The sequence below is a fragment of the Kocuria palustris genome, assembly GCF_016907795.1.
Taxonomy (GTDB): Bacteria; Actinomycetota; Actinomycetes; order Actinomycetales; family Micrococcaceae; genus Kocuria; species Kocuria palustris.
In genome coordinates, this window is sequence record NZ_JAFBCR010000001.1 from 2,234,201 (window position 1) to 2,252,072 (window position 17,872).

The 17,872-nt window shown below is 70.1% G+C and carries 14 protein-coding genes; 9 read left to right on the forward strand and 5 right to left on the reverse strand.

All coding sequences use genetic code 11. From position 1 onward, the window contains the following. Window positions 1-55 precede the first annotated feature (55 nt). Window positions 56-3,355 carry a beta-phosphoglucomutase family hydrolase gene (locus tag JOE55_RS09895; RefSeq protein WP_204782783.1) on the reverse strand — a complete coding sequence of 1,100 codons (3,300 nt, stop codon included), beginning with the start codon at window positions 3,353-3,355 and terminating at the stop codon, window positions 56-58. 328 nt (window positions 3,356-3,683) lie between these two features. On the opposite strand from JOE55_RS09895, the gene glyA reads away from it, so the two are divergent. From glyA to JOE55_RS09925, 6 genes are all read left to right on the forward strand, one after another. After that, window positions 3,684-4,967: a serine hydroxymethyltransferase gene (gene glyA / locus JOE55_RS09900; RefSeq protein WP_204782784.1), complete on the forward strand. Its 1,284-nt coding sequence runs from the start codon at window positions 3,684-3,686 to the stop codon at window positions 4,965-4,967. After that, the gene (locus JOE55_RS09905; RefSeq protein ID WP_204782785.1) at window positions 4,964-5,851 is read left to right on the forward strand and encodes a bifunctional methylenetetrahydrofolate dehydrogenase/methenyltetrahydrofolate cyclohydrolase; all 888 of its coding nucleotides are present in this window, start codon (window positions 4,964-4,966) and stop codon (window positions 5,849-5,851) included. The genes glyA and JOE55_RS09905 overlap by 4 nt, the downstream gene beginning before the upstream one ends. A 180-nt stretch (window positions 5,852-6,031) precedes the next feature. Next, on the forward strand, window positions 6,032-6,574 hold the full coding sequence (locus JOE55_RS09910) for a hypothetical protein (RefSeq protein WP_006215516.1): 543 nt from the start codon (window positions 6,032-6,034) through the stop codon (window positions 6,572-6,574). Between the two features lie 160 nt (window positions 6,575-6,734). After that, entirely contained in the window at window positions 6,735-7,613 is an 879-nt protein-coding gene (locus tag JOE55_RS09915) for an exodeoxyribonuclease III (protein WP_390886410.1), read from the forward strand. 92 nt (window positions 7,614-7,705) lie between these two features. Continuing rightward, entirely contained in the window at window positions 7,706-8,740 is a 1,035-nt protein-coding gene (gene trpS, locus JOE55_RS09920; protein WP_053446949.1) for a tryptophan--tRNA ligase, read from the forward strand. 6 nt (window positions 8,741-8,746) lie between these two features. Then, window positions 8,747-9,940: a YhjD/YihY/BrkB family envelope integrity protein gene (locus tag JOE55_RS09925; RefSeq protein WP_006215513.1), complete on the forward strand. Its 1,194-nt coding sequence runs from the start codon at window positions 8,747-8,749 to the stop codon at window positions 9,938-9,940. 359 nt (window positions 9,941-10,299) lie between these two features. Here JOE55_RS09925 and JOE55_RS09930 read toward each other — a convergent pair whose 3' ends face one another. The 4 genes from JOE55_RS09930 to sdhC all read right to left on the reverse strand — a co-directional run bounded on the left by JOE55_RS09930 (window position 10,300) and on the right by sdhC (window position 13,796). Further along, the gene (locus tag JOE55_RS09930) at window positions 10,300-11,064 is read right to left on the reverse strand and encodes a succinate dehydrogenase iron-sulfur subunit (RefSeq protein ID WP_006215512.1); all 765 of its coding nucleotides are present in this window, start codon (window positions 11,062-11,064) and stop codon (window positions 10,300-10,302) included. Continuing rightward, entirely contained in the window at window positions 11,064-12,815 is a 1,752-nt protein-coding gene (gene sdhA, locus JOE55_RS09935) for a succinate dehydrogenase flavoprotein subunit (RefSeq protein WP_006215511.1), read from the reverse strand. Before sdhA ends, JOE55_RS09930 begins: the two co-directional genes overlap by 1 nt. Window positions 12,816-12,918: 103 nt before the next feature. Then, a complete protein-coding gene (locus JOE55_RS09940; RefSeq protein ID WP_006215510.1) occupies window positions 12,919-13,407 on the reverse strand; it encodes a succinate dehydrogenase hydrophobic membrane anchor subunit in 489 nt (162 codons plus the stop codon). A gap of 20 nt (window positions 13,408-13,427) precedes the next feature. Then, entirely contained in the window at window positions 13,428-13,796 is a 369-nt protein-coding gene (sdhC, locus tag JOE55_RS09945; protein ID WP_259903483.1) for a succinate dehydrogenase, cytochrome b556 subunit, read from the reverse strand. Between the two features lie 367 nt (window positions 13,797-14,163). Between sdhC and JOE55_RS09950 the strand changes: the two genes are divergently transcribed. The 3 genes from JOE55_RS09950 (at window position 14,164) to JOE55_RS09960 (ending at window position 17,863) form a co-directional block, all read left to right on the forward strand. Continuing rightward, on the forward strand, window positions 14,164-15,282 hold the full coding sequence (locus JOE55_RS09950; protein ID WP_029643361.1) for a mannose-1-phosphate guanylyltransferase: 1,119 nt from the start codon (window positions 14,164-14,166) through the stop codon (window positions 15,280-15,282). An 87-nt stretch (window positions 15,283-15,369) separates the two neighbouring features. Continuing rightward, entirely contained in the window at window positions 15,370-16,632 is a 1,263-nt protein-coding gene (locus JOE55_RS09955) for an amidohydrolase (RefSeq protein ID WP_239546596.1), read from the forward strand. Between the two features lie 283 nt (window positions 16,633-16,915). Further along, a complete protein-coding gene (locus JOE55_RS09960) occupies window positions 16,916-17,863 on the forward strand; it encodes a BMP family ABC transporter substrate-binding protein (RefSeq protein WP_204782786.1) in 948 nt (315 codons plus the stop codon). Window positions 17,864-17,872: the final 9 nt, after the last annotated feature.

Consider the following 17,872-nt stretch of genomic DNA (forward strand, 5'->3'; position numbering starts at 1 on the left):
CTCGTCGCAGTGCTCGCCGTGCGCCCGTCGCGAAGGGACGGACGCACGGTGCGGCTCAGGCGCTGCCGGTGCGCTGTCCGATCGCCACGGAGATCCTCTGGCCCGCCTGGAGCGTGTACTCGGAGCCGTCGACGTGGATGGTCACCGGATCGGCGCCCTTGGAGGAGCCCTCCACCTCCAGGATCTCGTGGTCGATCCTGACGCTGAGGACCTGCCCGCGGTACAGGACCCTGAAGCTGACGTCGTGCAGCTGCGGCGGCAGGTGCGGGCTGAACTCGATCCAGTCGCCGCGCACGCGCAGGCCGGCGTAGGCCCGGGTCACGACCTCGACCGAGCCCGCCATGGCACCCAGGTGGATGCCCTCGCCGGTCGTCCCGCCCTGGGTGTCGTCCAGATCGATGACCAGCGCGTCCTGGAAGGAGGCCCAGGAGCGGTCCGGATTGACCCAGGCCTGCACGGAGGCGTTGACCACCTTGGACAGAGACGACCCGTTCGACGAGCGCTGGATGTAGTAGTCCACGGTGCGCTGGATGACGTCGTTGTCGACCTCGTAGCCCATGCGCCCGAGCTCCTCGATCACGCCCTCCGGGCCCAGCAGGTAGACCAGCATGATGGTGTCGGCCTGCTTGGAGAGCTTGTAGTTGTTCGTCATGTCGCCCTCGTTCTCCAGCAGGAGGTCCAGGCGGCCGATGTTGCGGTACTTGCCGCGGTAGAAGTCCCAGTCCAGCTCATCGAGGGAGTCGTAGCCGTCGTACTGGGAGATCGTGCCGTCGGAGTTGAACGGCACCGCGAGCTTCTGCGAGACCTCGTGCCAGTGCTCGGCCTCCTCCGCGGTCACGCCGAAGCGCGCCGAGAGCTCCTCGCGCTGGTGCTCGACCATGTCCTGGAAGATGTGCGCCGAGTGGCGGAACAGCCACGCGGCCAGGACGTTCGTGTACGCGTTGTCCTTGAGACCGCCCCCGTGCTGGCCGCGGGGGCCGTCGTGGTACTCGTCGGGGCCCATGACGCCGCTGATGTGGTAGCGGCCGTCGGCCTCGTCGTACTCGGCCAGGGAGTCGAACAGGCGCGTGATGGCGATGATCAGGTCCGAGCCGTGGCCCGAGAGCCAGTCCAGGTCACCGGTGGCCTCGTAGTACAGCCACGCGTTGTAGGCGATGGCCAGGCCCACGTGGAACTGCCGCCATGAGTTGTCCGGCAGCCAGCGCTGCGAGTGGTGGTTGAACAGCTCGGGCGGGGTCTCCTCGCGGCCGTCCGAGCCCGACTGCCACGGGAAGGCCGCTCCGCGCAGGCCGAACTGGGTCGCGCGGTGCTGCGCCTCCGCCAGACGGCGCCAGCGGTAGGACAGCAGCGAGCAGGTCACGTGCGGCTGGTGCAGCGAGATCACCGGCAGGATGTAGAGCTCGTCCCAGAAGATGTGGCCGCGGTAGCCCTCGCCGTGCAGTCCGCGGGCCGGGACGCCGGCATCGCGCAGGGACATGTGCGGGGCCAGCGTCTGCGCCGTGTGGAACGTGTGCGTGCGCAGGGCCAGCTGGGTCAGCAGGTCCTCAGGGCGCTTGTCGATCTCCTCGTCCAGGGCGACGTCGTAGCGGCGCCACAGCTGCTCCCACTCGACCACATGGGCCTCGAGCAGCTGGCCGAAGTCCTGCGGGTTGCGGTTCAGCTGGGACAGGGCGCCCTCGCTCGGGGAGCCGATCGCGGCGTCGCGGCTGGTGACCACCGCGGTGGTCTGGGCCACGGTGACCGGCTCGCCCTTGCGCAGCGCGATCTGGAGGCGGCGGAACTCCGTGCCGCCGGGGCGGATCTCGCGGCGGGCGCGCACGGAGGCGGCCCCGTCCACGTGGGTGCGCTGGGCCGTGGCGATCTGGATCTGCGACTGGTTGGTGCGCACGAGCGACAGCAGCGTCTCCTGCTCGTCCGCCAGCGTGGTGGACTCCTCGAGCACCAGGTGGTGCGAGTTCAGCTCGCGGTACTCCTTGACGCCGTCGTTGACGACGCTGGGGTCGATGCCCGTGCGCACGTGGATGCGCCCGGTGAAGTTCTGCGACTCGAAGACGGTCTCCTGCGCGCCGATGTGGCGGTGGCGCAGGGAGACCAGGCGACGCTGGATAACCTTCAGCACGGCACGCTCACCGGACTCGGCCGGGTCGCCCTCGCGATCCGTCAGCGTCATGGTGCGGGTCAGCAGGCCGCGGCGCAGGTCGAGCTCGGTGCGCTCGTCGGAGTAGTCCAGCCCGCCCTCGGACAGCCACGTGCCGCCGGCGATGCGCACGTCCATGGTGGTCCAGTTGGGGACGTTGACCATGGACTCGTGCTCGACGTCCCGGCCGTTGATGTGGCTGACCACGCGGTTGAACACGCCGGCCAGGTAGTTGCCCGGGCTGTGCACGCCGTCCTGGGAGCGCTCGCTGTGGGAGCCGCGCACGCCCATGTAGCCGTTGGACAGCGTCATCAGGGTCTCGCGGCGGGCCTGCACGGCCGGGTCGAAGCCCTCGAAGACGAGCTTCCAGGGGTCGTCGCGGCGCGCGCCGAGGTCCAGCTCGCCGACGTCGTTCAGCACGACGTCCGCGCCGCCGCGGTAGAGCGCCTGGCGGTCGCCGTGGCGGGCGATGCCCACCACCAGTCCGAAGCCGCCTGCCGCGCCCGCCTGCACGCCGGCCACGGCGTCCTCGACGACGACCGCATCGGCCGGGTCGACGCCGAGCTCCTGGGCGCAGCGCAGGAAGGTGTCCGGGGAGGGCTTGCCGGGCAGGCCCTCGGCCTGGGCCATGGCGCCGTCGACGATGAAGTCGAAGAGATCGGCGACCTCGGCGCGCTCGAGCACCGTGGTCGAGTTGCGGGAGGCGGTCACCAGGCCCACGGGGACCTCGCCTTCGCGAAGGCGGCGGATCAGCTCGATCGTGGCGTCGAAGACGCGGACGCCCTTCTGCTCGAGCGCGGCGTTGAAGTAGTCGTTCTTCAGCGCGGCCTGGCCCTGGACGGTCCACGTGCCGGGGGCCTCGTCGTCCGAGCCCTCGGGCAGGAAGGCCCCGCGGGAGGCCAGCAGCGTGCGGATGCCGTCCTCGCGGCGGCGGCCGTCGACGAAGTCGCGGTAGTCCCGGGAGATGTCGAACTCCCGGCGATCGATGGTGCCGTCGGACTCCAGGGCCTGGAGGCGCTCATCCGCCAGGAGCGCGTCGAACAGCGACTTCCAGGCGCTGGCGTGGACGGCCGCCGTATCCGTCACCACGCCGTCCATGTCGAAGATCACAGCGGCAAAGGTGGTCCGCAGGCGGTCGGCGGAGCTCTCGGCGGCGGGGCCGCCGGGATGGATCTGCTCGAGCGATGCGGTGAAGGGCGATTGCGGACGGGCGTTCACGGGCACTCCTGAGGGTCCTGCGCTGGGCCCGAGTCGACCGGCAGACAGGCCGGCGATGCTCAGGATCAGGGCGCGGCTGTGCGTCTGGCTGGAGGACTTCCTGCCGGTCGTCGGCGAGCAGCGCTGTGCGCATTCGCTTGCCGACGGAAGCAGGTCCGGGGCAACCCTACCGGCGAGAGGGCCTCGGCGCAGTCCCTGCGGAGGTGTCGGGATGTGCGCACTTCGGGTGCCTCGAGCAGGTCGTGCCGCCGGGCTCGGAACACGATGAGCCGGAGCACTAGAGTGGATGAGAACGTTCAGGACCGTCCGTGCCAGATGAGGAGCCACGATGAGCCCCAGTCGTCCCAGCATCACCGATGCGCCGCTGTCCGAGGTGGACCCGGAGGTCGCCGCTGCGATCACCGCCGAGGTCGGTCGTCAGCGCGACACCCTCGAGATGATCGCCTCCGAGAACTTCGCCCCCCGCGCGGTCCTCGAGGCCCAGGGCTCGGTGCTGACCAACAAGTACGCCGAGGGCTACCCCGGACGCCGCTACTACGGCGGCTGCGAGCACGTCGACGTGGTGGAGAACCTCGCCCGCGACCGCGCTACGCAGCTGTTCGGGGCCTTCCACGCCAACGTGCAGCCGCACTCGGGCGCCCAGGCCAACGCGGCGGTCATGGCGGCCATGATGCAGCCCGGCGACACCCTCATGGGCCTCTCGCTGGCCCACGGCGGGCACCTGACCCACGGCATGAAGCTCAACGTGTCGGGCAAGCTCTACGACATCGCCCCCTACGAGGTGGACCCCGAGACCCTGGTCCTGGACATGGACAAGGTCCGCGAGCAGGCCGTCGCCGCCCAGCCCAAGGTGATCGTGGCCGGCTGGTCCGCCTACCCCCGCCAGCTCGACTTCGAGGCCTTCCGCTCGATCGCCGATGAGGTCGGGGCCACCCTGTGGGTCGACATGGCCCACTTCGCCGGTCTGGTCGCCGCGGGTCTGCACCCGAACCCCGTGCCCCACGCGGACATCACCACTTCCACGGTCCACAAGACCCTGGCCGGACCCCGCTCGGGCGTCATCCTGACCACGGAGGAGTGGAAGAAGAAGGTCGACTCCAACGTGTTCCCGGGCCAGCAGGGCGGACCGCTCATGCACGCGATCGCGGCCAAGGCCGTGGCCTTCAAGATCGCAGCCTCCCAGGAGTTCCGCGAGCGGCAGGAGCGCACCCTCGAGGGCTCGCGGATCCTGGCCGAGCGCCTGACCGCCTCCGATGTCACCGAGGCAGGCGTCTCCGTGCTCACCGGCGGCACCGACGTCCACCTGGTGCTCGTGGATCTGCGCGAGTCCGAGCTGGACGGCAAGCAGGCGGAGGATCTGCTGCACGAGGTCGGCATCACGGTCAACCGCAATGCGGTGCCGTTCGACCCCCGCCCGCCCATGGTCACCTCCGGCCTGCGCATCGGCACCCCGGCGCTGGCCACGCGCGGCTTCGGCGCGGCCGAGTTCGAGGAGGTCGCCGACATCATCGCGACCGCCCTGAAGCCCGGTCCCGACGTCGCCGCCCTGCGCGCCCGCGTCGACAAGCTGGCCGCCGACTTCCCGCTGTACGAAGGACTCGAGAACTGGTGAGCGCACAGATCCTGGACGGCCGCGAGACCGCACGGCAGATCAAGAACGAGCTCGCCGAGCGCGTCGCCGCGCTCGGCGAGCGGGGCGTGGTCCCCGGGCTCGGCACGGTCCTGGTCGGCGACGACCCCGCCTCGCACTCCTATGTGGCGGGCAAGCACCGCGACTGCGCTGAGGTCGGCATCACCTCGATCCGCCGCGACCTGCCGGAGGACATCTCCCAGGAGGATCTCGAGGCCGAGATCAGGGCGCTGAACGAGGACCCGGCCTGCACGGGCTACATCGTGCAGCTGCCGCTGCCGAAGCATCTGGACACGAACCGGATCCTCGAGCTCGTGGATCCGGACAAGGACGCCGACGGCCTCCACCCCACGAATCTGGGGCGCCTGGTGCTCAACGTGTCGGATCCCATGAACTCGCCGCTGCCCTGCACCCCGGCCGGGATCGTGGAGCTGCTGCAGCGCCACGGCGTCGAGCTGCGCGGCAAGGAGGTCCTGGTGGTGGGCCGCGGCGTGACGGTCGGACGGCCGATCGGGCTGCTGCTGACGCGCCGGGAGATCAACGCCACCGTCACGCTGGCCCACACGGGCACGCAGGACCTGGACTCGCTGCTGGCCCGCGCGGACGTCATCGTGGCAGCCGCTGGTCAGCCGCACATGATCGGCGCCGAGCAGATCAAGGAGGGCGCGGTCCTGCTCGACGTCGGAGTCTCCCGAGTGGAGGACCCGCAGAAGGGCAAGAAGGTCCTCACCGGAGACATCGACCCGGCCGCTGCCGAGCGGGCCTCCTGGATGTCGCCCAACCCCGGCGGTGTCGGGCCCATGACCCGGGCCATGCTGCTCGTCAACGTGGTCACGGCCGCCGAGCGGCTGGCGCAGCAGGGCTGATCGTCGGCGGGGCGCGGCCGTGCTCGTCCCGCGAGCCCTCACGAGACAGGCCCCTCGGTGCGCCGAGCGCACCGAGGGGCCTGTCCGACTGCCGGGGGACCGCGGGACGAGGATCCGCCGGGGGTGAGAGTCGGGCGCGCTGATTCGCGGGTCCCGTGCCGATGCGGAACAATGTGGGGCATGCAGCAGATCGGCACCGAGAACCCGTCCCGTCAGAGCACTCCCGCAGCCTCTGGGCGCACGGGGCTGTGGATCTCGCTGATCGGGATCGCGGCGCTCGTCGTGATCTTCGTGGTGGCCCTTCTGCAGGCGGCCAACGAGAGCTCGCTGCTCGGCTGGATCCTGGCCGGCATCGCCGCCGGCTGGCTGCTGATCGCCGCGTTCGTGCTGTGGTCGGTGCGCAAGGCGGCCCGCTTCGGCGCCCGGCAGATGGAGGAGGCCCAGCGCACCGCGCAGCGAGCCTTCGGACGGGCCCCGGCCGCCACGCAGAGCGCGCCGGCTCCGAGCCGCTCGATCACCGACCAGAAGATCGAGCACTCGTTCCAGATCATCATGGTCCAGACGCGCGTGATCTCCGCGAATCTGCCCGCTGCAGACGGCTCGAACCCGGGAGATCGCGCCCAGGTCGACCGCGCTCTGGATACGATCGCGGTGACCGCCTCGAACGGCATGGGCATGGTGCAGGACTCCGCCGCTCCGGTGGACGGCGACATCGTCGACTGAGCGGTGCAGCGTAGCTCGGAGGCAGCAGGACGCTCCAGGCCGCAGAGCCGACAGGCCCCGGCCGGGACCGAGGACTCGGAGGACGCCGCCGGGCGCCGACCAGTGCGCCGGGCGCTCGAGCAGACCCCATGAACGGACGCAGACCACGAGAGGAGCGCCGGTGAGCGCAGAGACCACCGCACAGCCCGCAGAGCAGGAGGGCGCCTCCGTGCCCCGCGAGCAGCTGCTGCGCATCGCCAGCATGAACGTGAACGGCATCCGGGCCGCGTACAAGCGGGGGATGGCCGAGTGGCTGGCCCCGCGCGACGTCGACGTCCTGTGCCTGCAGGAGGTCCGCGCCCCCGACGCGATCGCCCGCGACCTGCTCGGCGAGCAGGAGTGGGAGATCCACCACCAGGAGGCCGAGGCCAAGGGCCGCGCCGGAGTGCTGACCGCGGTGCGCCGCGGCGCCCATGGCGGGACCCTGAGCCCGGAGGCGCGCCGCGAGGGCCTGGGCGACGGCCTGAACGACTCCGGGCGCTGGGTCGAGGACGACCTGCGGCTGCCGGACGGCTCGCTGCTCACCCTGGTCTCCGCCTACGTCCATTCGGGCGAGGTCGAGACTCCCAAGCAGGTCGACAAGTACGCCTTCCTGGAGGCCATGCTCACCCGCCTGCCGGAGCTGGCCCAGAACGCGGACCACGTGCTGGTCGTGGGCGATCTGAACGTGGGCCACACCGAGCTGGACATCAAGAACTGGAAGGGCAACGTCAAGAACTCGGGCTTCCTGCCGGAGGAGCGAGCCTACTTCGACCGGTTCTTCGGCGACCTCGGCTACGTCGACGTCGCCCGCCGCCTGGCCGGCGAGGTCCCGGGCCCCTACACATGGTGGTCCTACCGCGGCAAGGCCTTCGACACCGACGCCGGCTGGCGCATCGACTACCACATGGCCACCCCGGCACTCGCAGAGCGTGCCGTGCGGGCCGTCGTGGACCGCGCCGAGAGCTACGACACCCGGGTCTCGGACCATGCCGCGCTCGTGGTCGACTACAGGCTCTGACCGCGCGGGTCCGGAGCAGACCCGAGCCCCCAGCACCGAATCATCCGCGACGACGGGCCCCGTCGTCCTCGCAGCAGAGAGAAGCACCGCTCGTGACCACCGCAGACACCCCGACCGCCAGCACCAGGCCCCGCGTCCTGTCGGGGGTGCAGCCCTCGGCCGATTCGCTGCACCTGGGCAACTACGTGGGCGCCATCCGCAACTGGGTGTCCATGCAGGACGGCAGCGACTGCGTGTTCTTCGTGGCGGATCTGCACTCGATCACCGTGCCGCAGGATCCGGCGGAGCTGGCCCAGCGCACCCGCGTGACGGCCGCGCAGTACATCGCAGCAGGCATCGACCCGGAGCGCTCCACGCTGCTGGTGCAGTCGCATATGCCGGAGCACAGCCAGCTCGCCTGGGTGCTCAACTGCATCACGGGTTACGGCGAGGCTGCGCGCATGACGCAGTTCAAGGACAAGTCCGCCAAGCAGGGCGCGGACTCCACGAGCGTGGGTCTGTTCACCTACCCGGTGCTGATGGCCGCCGACATCCTGATCTACCAGGCCGACCAGGTCCCCGTGGGAGAGGACCAGCGCCAGCACCTCGAGCTGACCCGCAACCTGGCCCAGCGCTTCAACCAGCGCTTCGGCGAGACCCTGCGCGTGCCGGAGCCGCGGATCATGACGGAGACCGCCAAGATCTACGACCTCCAGAACCCCACGGCCAAGATGTCCAAGTCGGCCGAGTCGGAGAACGGCCTGATCCGCCTGCTGGACCCGGCCAAGAAGAACGCCAAGAAGATCAAGTCGGCCGTGACCGACGACGGCGCCGAGATCCGCTTCGACCGCACCGCCAAGCCGGGGGTGTCCAACTTGCTGACCATCTACTCGTCCCTGACGGACCGCCCGATCGACGACATCGTGGCCGACTACGAGGGCAAGATGTACGGCCACCTCAAGGTGGACCTGGCCGAGGTCGTGGCCGAGACCCTGGATCCCATCCAGTCCCGCGCCCAGGAGCTGCTCGACGATCCCGCAGAGCTCGATCGCATCCTGGCCCGAGGGGCGCAGAAGGGACACGAGATCACCTCGCGGACGCTGTCCGAGGTGATGGACGCCGTCGGCTTCCTGCCGCCGGCGCGCTGAGGGCCCTTGCCCAGCTCGGCTCGCGGCCAGGGGCCGCCGATCGACCCGGAGGAGGAGGGGGCGCGCCGCCCTCAGGCAGGCGCGCAGTCCTACGTCCTGGAGCCGCCGGCCGTCCCTCCGGCGGCAGTGGACCGCGACGGGCTGCGCCGTGAGGCCAAGAGGCAGCTGTCGATCCTGCGCCTGAAGCGCCGGCAGGGGGCCGGTCTGCTCTCTCAGCTCGGCAGCGTCTTCGGCTGGGCTCTGGCCTCGGTGTGGACCCTGCTGCCCGGTCGGCTCGTGATGCACTACCTCTTCCACGGCGGGCCCCTGATGGCCGCGGGGCTGTCCTACAACATGCTCTTCGCCTCCGTGGCCGTGCTCGTGATCGGCTTCGCGATCATGGGCCGCTGGCTCGGCTCGGACTCCGAGTTCCGGGACCTGGCGATCGACGCGGTGGAGCAGTCGGTGCCGGGGCTGCTGAACTCCGGGCACGGGGGCCTGATCCCGGTGTCCATGCTGGAGACCACTCAGCAGTTCACCGTCACCTGGATCGTGGGCGCCGCCATCCTGGGCTTCACCGCCTGGCGATGGGCTGCGGGGATCCGGCTGTCGACCCGGCGGATGTTCGAGGTCCCTCCTTCGCGAGGAGCTCCGGCCGCGGCGGTGCCGCGGGACATCGTGGGGCTGCTCGTGCTGGTGATGGTGCTGTCCGTCTCGCTGGTGCTCAACGCCGAAGCGGCCGGCGCCCTGCGCCTGCTCGAGGACCAGGTGGGGCAGGTGCCGGTGCTCAGCCCCCTGGTCCGCTTCATGGACGGCGAGGTCGCCTACGGGGCAGCCACCGCGGTCGGGGTCGGAGCCGATGCGCTCACGCTGTTCCTGATGTACCGAGTGGTCGCCCAGCTCAAGCCGTCGTGGTGGGTCATGACCTGCATGCTGATCCTCGGCGCCGGCGGGAACTACGTGCTGCGCGAGGTCGGCGGGCTGGTCATCCAGGCCATGACCTCGAGCCCGTACCTGCTCTCGATCGCCATCACCGTGGGCGTGCTGCTGTGGTTCTACTTCTTCAGCCAGATCATCCTGGTCTCGGCGGCCTTCGGCGCCCTGGTCCAGGCCGACACCCATGGCGGGCATCCGCAGCCGGTGGGGGAGACCCGGGCCGTGGCCGCGGTCGCGGTGGCCACCCTCGACGACGTCCGCGCTCACGAGCGCGGCCTGCTCTGACGCACTGCTGCCCGCCGCAGCTCCTGCGGGGAGCCTCCTCGCGCTCGGTGCGGCCTCTGCGCCCCCATCGCTGCCCCGCTGCTGCGCGCCCCGTCGATGGGGCCGTCGCCGATGCCGCACCTGCGCAGCCCCTCAGCGCTGACGGGCTGCCGTCCTGCGGCCTCATCCGGTCGGACCCGCTGAGGCCGCAGAAGCGCCGTCGATCACCGCTGAGGGGCTGCGGTGGTGCGGCGTCAGCTCGCCGGGCCAGCTGACGGCGGCGCCGAGATCGCCGGGGAAGCGACGAGCCCCGTCGGTCCGTGGACCGACGGGGCTCGTCGTGCGTCTGAGCGGCCGCTGGGGCGCTGCTCAGCGGGAGATCACATGGAAGTGGCCAGCGCGGCCTGCTTCACCTCGGCGATGGCCTTCGTGATCTGGATGCCGCGGGGGCACGCCTCGGTGCAGTTGAAGGTCGTGCGGCAGCGCCACACGCCCTCCTTGTCGTTGAGGATCTCCAGACGCATGTCTCCGGCCTGATCGCGCGAGTCGAAGATGAAGCGATGCGCGTTCACGATCGCCGCGGGGCCGAAGTACTGGCCGTCGGTCCAGAACACCGGGCAGGACGACGTGCACGCGGCGCACAGGATGCACTTGGTGGTGTCGTCGAAGCGGGCCCGGTCCTCGGGGGACTGGTAGCGCTCGTACTCGGGCTCGTTGTCCTCGTTGATGAGGAACGGCATGACCTCGCGGTACGACTGGAAGAACGGCTCCATGTCGACGATCAGGTCCTTCTCGCAGGGCAGGCCCTTGATCGGCTCGATAGTCAGGGGCTTGGACAGGTCCAGGTCCTTGAGCAGCACCTTGCAGGCCAGGCGGTTGCGGCCGTTGATGCGCATGGCATCCGAGCCGCACACGCCGTGCGCGCAGGAGCGGCGGAAGGACAGCGAGCCGTCGATCTCCCACTTGATCTTGTGGAGGCAGTCCAGCACGCGGTCGGTGCCGTACATGGTGACGTTGAACTCTTCCCAGGTGACCTCGGAGGAGAACTCGGGGTTGTAGCGACGGATGCGCACCGTGACGTCGAAGGACGGAATCGACTCCGACTGGGTGCTCTCGTCGGTCTTCTCAGCAGCGGCAGTGGACATCAGTACTTGCGCTCCATCGGCTCGTAACGGGTGAAGATGACGGGCTTGGTCTCCTGGCGGATGCCAGCGGTCTCCGAGGACGGGTCGTCGTAGACCATCGAGTGGACCATGAAGTTCTCGTCATCACGATCGGGGAAGTCCTCGCGGGCGTGACCGCCGCGGGACTCCTTGCGGTGCAGAGCGGCCACGGACATGACCTTGGCGAGCTCGAGCAGGAAGCCCAGCTCCACGGCCTCGAGCAGATCCAGGTTGTAGCGCTTGCCGCGGTCCTGGATCGAGATGCGGGAGTAGCGCTCCTGCAGCTTCTCGATGTCCTGCAGGGCCTGCCAGATGGAGTCATGGGTGCGGAACACCTGCATGTTCATGTCCATGGTGTCCTGCAGGTCCTTGCGGATGGCGCCGACCTTCTCCTCGCCGTGATCCGAGCGGGCGTTGTCCAGCAGCGCCTCGGTGCGCGCCGTGGCGTCGTCGGGGATCGGCAGGAACTCGGCGCGCTCGGCGTACTGGGCGGCGAAGACGCCGGCGCGCTTGCCGAACACATTGATGTCGAGCAGCGAGTTGGTCCCCAGGCGGTTGGAGCCGTGCACGGACACGCAGGCGACCTCGCCGGCGGCGTACAGGCCGGGGACGGTCTTCTCGGAGTTCTCGAAGACCTCGCCCTTGATGTCCGTGGGGATCCCGCCCATGCAGTAGTGGGCGGTGGGGAACACCGGGATGGGCTCGTAGTACGGCTCCACGCCCAGGTAGGTGCGTGCGAACTCGGTGATGTCCGGCAGCTTCTCGTCGATGTGCGAGGGCTCCAGGTGCGTCAGGTCGAGCAGCACGTAGTCCTTGTTCGGGCCGCAGCCGCGGCCCTCGCGGACCTCGTTGGCCATCGAGCGGGCCACGATGTCGCGGGGCGCGAGGTCCTTGATGGTGGGGGCGTAGCGCTCCATGAAGCGCTCGCCGTCCGAGTTGCGCAGGATGCCGCCCTCGCCGCGGGCGGCCTCGGAGACGAGGATGCCCAGGCCGGCCAGGCCCGTGGGGTGGAACTGCACGAACTCCATGTCCTCCAGCGGCAGGCCGCTGCGGAAGGCGATGGCCATGCCGTCGCCGGTCAGGGTGTGCGCGTTGGAGGTGGTCTTGAAGACCTTGCCGGCGCCGCCGGAGGCGAACACGACCGACTTGGACTGGAAGACGTGCAGCTCGCCGGTGGCCAGCTCGTAGGCCACCACGCCCGAAGGACGGCGCCCCTCGGGGGTGTCCACCATGATCAGGTCGAGCACGTAGAACTCGTTGTAGAACTCGATGTTGTGCTTGATGCAGGCCTGGTAGAGGGTCTGCAGGATCATGTGACCGGTGCGGTCAGCGGCGTAGCAGGCGCGGCGCACGGGGTTCTTGCCGTGGTCGCGGGTGTGCCCGCCGAAGCGGCGCTGATCGATCTTGCCCTCGGGCGTGCGGTTGAACGGCAGACCCATCTTCTCGAGGTCCAGGACGGCCTCGATGGCCTCCTTGGCCATCACCTCAGCGGCATCCTGGTCCACCAGATAGTCGCCGCCCTTGACGGTGTCGAAGGTGTGCCACTCCCAGTTGTCCTCCTCGACGTTGGCCAGGGCGGCGCACATGCCGCCCTGCGCCGCGCCAGTGTGGGAGCGGGTGGGGTAGAGCTTGGTGAGAACCGCGGTGCGGGCGCGCTGGCCGGACTCGAGGGCCGCGCGCATTCCAGCGCCGCCGGCGCCGACGATCACGACGTCGTACTTGTGAACCTGCATTCCAGTGTTCTTTCTGTTGGGAGTTCGTGGGAGGTGCTGGGCGGCGCCGCCGCAGTGCGCGGGCCCGGCGTCATCGGCGGGCGGGAGCTGCGGCGGCGGACGGTCAGCTCGCGGTGCAGAAGCTGGCCAGCAGCTCGGGATCCGCGCCGGCGGGGCAGGGCTCGAAGGTGAAGATCACCATGGTGCCGAGCAGGATCGTGAAGGCGACGGCGACGAAGAGCGCGATCTTGAGCCAGAAGCGGACGCCGGTGCGCTCGGCGTAGTCGTCGATGATCGTGCGCATGCCGTTGCCGCCGTGCAGCAGGGCGAGCCACAGCAGCAGCAGGTCCCAGACCTGCCAGAACGGGTTGGCCCACTTGCCGCCGACGAATCCGAAGTCGATGGCGTGGACGCCGCCCTCGGGGGCGATCAGGTTGACGAAGAGGTGGCCGAACACCAGGACCAGCAGCACGACGCCCGAGATGCGCATGTAGAGCCATGCCAGCATCTCGAACTTGCTGCGCCCGGAGGTGGACCGGTTGTACTTGACGCCGGCGACCTCGCGGTCGTTGCTGCGAGGGACGGCGATCTTGGACTTCAGCGGAGTGCTCATGTGCGTGGATCCCCTCGCGATCAGTGGATGAACATGTGGTACACGTGGACGATGGCGAACGGCACCATCACGACCAGCCAGGCGATGGCCACCGCCCAGAAGAGCTTCTTCTGGTGGTTGGCGCCGTTCGACCAGAAGTCGACCAGGATGATGCGCACGCCGTTGAAGGCGTGGTAGACGATGCCCGCCACCAGGCCCATCTCGCCGATGCCCATGATCGGGTTCTTGTAGGTCGCCATCACGGCGTTGTAGGCCTCGGGATCCACGCGGACCATGGCGGTGTCGAGGACGTGGACCAGGAGGAAGAAGAAGATGCCCACGCCGCTGATCCGGTGGGCCACCCACGACCACATTCCGAATCCTCCGCGATAGAGGGTGCCCGATCCGATCTTCCCGGCGGATTCCGGCCGGGTCCGGACCGCGGGTGCTGTGGTCGCCACGATGTGATACCTCCCTGTATCTCCTCAGGCCGATTGCCCGTTCGGGGATCTCGGCGGGCGCGCGTGCGCGCCGACGGCCGAGCGCCTGAGGCGTGTTGCATGGAATTGTCAGCGGATTCACGGGCCACACTACCAGTCGGATGTCTGGGAAGCGGCCACTTGGCGACGAGGTGTCAGCGTCCTCACGCGGCGGTTTCGCGCGGTTCTCACAGCTGCTGAGGGCTCCTGCAGGGCCCGGCCGGACCCGGAGCCTCGCCGAACGGTGGACGGCCCGGCAGGGCGGCGCTGGGCCGGGCGGCGCGCCCCGGGCGATATCATGCGATCCGTGACGGAACCTCTTGAGCATTTCCACCCCTTCATCCCCGCCGGCGGCGTGGGGTCCCGGCTGTGGCCCCTCTCGAGGGCGGACGCGCCCAAGTTCCTGCTGGATCTCACCGGCTCGGGCTCGTCCCTGCTGCGCGCCACCTACGAGCGCCTGGCGCCCTTGAGCCGCGGCTCAATCATGGTCGTGACCGGACGCAGCCACGCCGGGGCCGTGAGCCAGCAGCTGCCGGAGCTGTCGGCCGAGGACCTGGTCCTGGAGCCGTCGCCGCGCGATTCCGGGGCTGCGATCGGGCTGGCCAGCATCCTGCTGGAGCGCCGCGATCCAGGAGCCGTGATCGGCTCGTTCGCCGCAGATCACGTGATCGAGCCCGCGGATGTCTTCCAGGAGGCCGTGCGCGAGGCCGTGCTGACCGCCCGCACCGGCAAGGTCGTGACCATCGGCATCCGCCCGACCGCTCCGTCGACCGGCTTCGGCTACATCAAGGCCGGGAAGCCCCTGGACGTCGACGGCGCGCCGTCGGCCCGCGACGTCGAGCAGTTCGTGGAGAAGCCGGATGAGGACACCGCCCGCTCCTACGTGGCCAGCGGCGACTACCTCTGGAACGCCGGCATGTTCGTGGCCCCGGCGGCCCTGATGATGCAGCACCTGCAGACCAACGAGCCGGAGCTCTTCGCCGGGTTGTCCGAGATCGCCGATGCCTGGGGCACCGAGGATCAGGACGAGGTGATGGCCCGGGTCTGGGAGCAGCTGCCCAAGATCGCGATCGACTACGCCGTGGCCGAGCCGGCGGCGGCGGTCGGGGATGTCGCCGTGGTTCCGGGCTCCTTCTCCTGGGACGACGTCGGGGACTTCGCGGCCATGTCCCGGCTGAACCACCCGCGGGAATCGGACGACGTGGCGGTGCTGGGCGAGAACCCGCGCGTGCTCGTGGACAGCTCCTCCGGGATCGTCGTCTCGGACACCGGCCGGGTCGTCGCGCTGATCGGCGTCGAGGACATCGTCGTGGTGGACACGCCCGACGCCCTGCTGGTCACCACGCGCGAGCACGCCCAGCGCGTCAAGGAGACCGTCAACTCCCTGAAGGCCGCCGGCGACACCGACGTCCTCTGACCAGGACCCCTTCTCCGGCGCGCGGCCTCCTCCGGGAGGCCGCGCGCCGTGGTCCGTCGGCTCGCGGCTGCGCCGTATCCTGAGGCAATGTCCGATTCCCCCGCCGCGAGCACGTCCAGCAGCGAAGCCCCCCGGCACCGGTTCGACGACGGCGGCCAGGCCCTGTCGATCGCGCCGCTCGTCCGCCGCTTCCTGCCGCACCTGATCGAGTTCCGCCGCGACCTGCACTCGCACCCGGAGCTGTCCTACCGGGAGCACCGCACGACCGACCGGCTGATGGCCGAGCTCGAGGCCGTCGGCCTGGAGCCGGTGCGGCTGCGCAGCACGGGCTGCTACGTGGACATCGGGACCGGCGAGCTGTCGGTCGCGCTGCGAGCGGATATCGACGCCCTCCCGATTCAGGAGGCCACCGGTCTCGAGTTCTCCTCGCAGAACCCCGGGGTCGCGCACATGTGCGGTCACGACATCCACACCACCGTGATGCTCGGCGTGGCCACCGTGCTGGCCGATCTGAACCGCACCTCGCCGCTGTCCGGGCGGGTCCGCGTCGTGTTCCAGCCGGCCGAGGAGCAGCTGCCCGGCGGCGCCCTGACCGTGATCGAGCAGGACGTCCTGGAGGGGGTCCCGCGGATCTTCGCGCTGCACTGCGAGCCCAAGGTCGACGTCGGCCAGGTCGGCACCCGCATCGGGGCGATCACCTCGGCCTCGGACACGGTGCGGCTGCGGCTGTCCGGAGCGGGCGGTCACACCTCGCGCCCGCACCTGACGCAGGACCTGGTCTTCGCCATGGCCCAGATCGCGATCAACGTCCCGGCGATCCTCTCGCGCCGCATCGACGTCCGCTCGGGCGTGCAGGTGGTCTGGGGCGAGATCGGAGCGGGCGTGGCCCCCAACGCCATCCCCTCGGAGGGCACCCTGGCGGGGACCATGCGCTGCCTCGACGCCGAAGCCTGGCACCAGGCCGGAGAGCTGCTCGACCAGGTCGTCGGGGACGTCGCCGCGCCGTACGGCGTGGAGGTGGACCTGGAGCACGTGCGGGGCGTCCCGCCGGTGGTCAACGGCGAGCTGGAGACCACCATGATCGAGAACGCCGCCCGCGCGGAGCTCGGCGAGGACGCCGTGGTGCTCGTGGAGCAGTCCATGGGCGGCGAGGACTTCGCCTGGTACCTCCAGGAGGTCCCCGGCGCCATGATGCGCCTGGGCACCCGCACCCGAGGGGGCCAGACCCACGATCTGCACCAGGCCGACTACATCGCCGACGAGGACGCCATCGCCTGCGGCATCCAGGTCATGGCCAGCACGGCCCTGCGCGCCGTGGCGCACCACGTGAGAGAATCCGCCCTCCGCTGATCGCTCGTCCCCTCAGCACCGCAGAACCCGGCCGCTGCCGATGAGATGTCCCCCTGAAGGTCTCGTCGCACAGCATCGCAGGAACCCCCCACAGCTATGACTTCCCCCCTCCGTTCGCACCGTGCCCGTGCGGCGGCGCCCGGTCGCCGCCGCCAGAGACGTCCCCCGGCGCGCAGCAGCGGCGCTGGCTGCTGCTGTCTGCGCTGCTGCCCTGCTCAGCTCGTGCGCCGCCCCGCGCACCGCGGCGGGATCCGGAGAGGACGCAGTCGATTTCACCGGCTGCGTGCTCGGCTCCAGCGGCGGCTTCCGCGACCGCAGCTTCATTCAGGACATCCACGACTCCAGCCGGATGCTCGAAGACTCCCTGGGCATCGAGGTGCGCACCGAGGAGTCGGGCTCGCCGCGGGAGTCCGAGCAGCTGCTGAAGGAGATGGCCGATCCGGCCGGCGGCTGCGACCTGGTGGTCGCCATGGGCTCCACGCTCGTGGAGCAGGTCGAGGCGGCCGCCGAGCGCCATCCCGATCAGGACTTCGCGATCATCGACGATGACTCGATCCATCTGCCCAATGTCCGCACGCTGGTCTTCGACGCCTCGCAGCCCGGGTTCCTCGCCGGATACGCTGCCGCCTCGGCCACCGAGACCGGGCGCGTGGGCGCCTTCGGAGGGGAGGACATCCCCGAGGTCCACGACTTCCTCGACGGCTACGCGGCCGGGATCGAGCACTGGAACGAGGTCCACGACGACGACGTGCAGCTGCTCGGCTGGGATCCGCGCGAGCGCATCGGCGATTTCGTCGGGGACTTCGCTCGCACGGAGGTCGCCGCCGAGCTGACGCGTCGGCAGCTCGACGCCGACGCCGACGTCATCATGCCCGTGGTGGGGCGCGCGGGGCTGGGCGCCACCGAGACGATCGCCCAGGACGACGACGCGCTGTTCGTGTGGGTCGACGTGGACGGCTGGGAGGTGCTGCCCGATGAGCAGCGCACTCGGCAGCTGACCTCGGTGCGCAAGGAGGTGGGCTCCGCCGTCGCCGATGTGATGACCCAGTACGCGAGTCCCGGGGCTGAGGCCGACGACTACACGGGGACCCTGGCCAACCGGGGCGTCGCTCTGGGGGACTTCCATGATCAGGCGCAGCGCGTGGACGAGCAGACCGCCCAGGAGCTGAGGCAGCTGCGCCAGCAGATCATCGAGGGTCGGCAGCCGACCCGACCCGGCGCGGGAACGTAGACTGCAGGC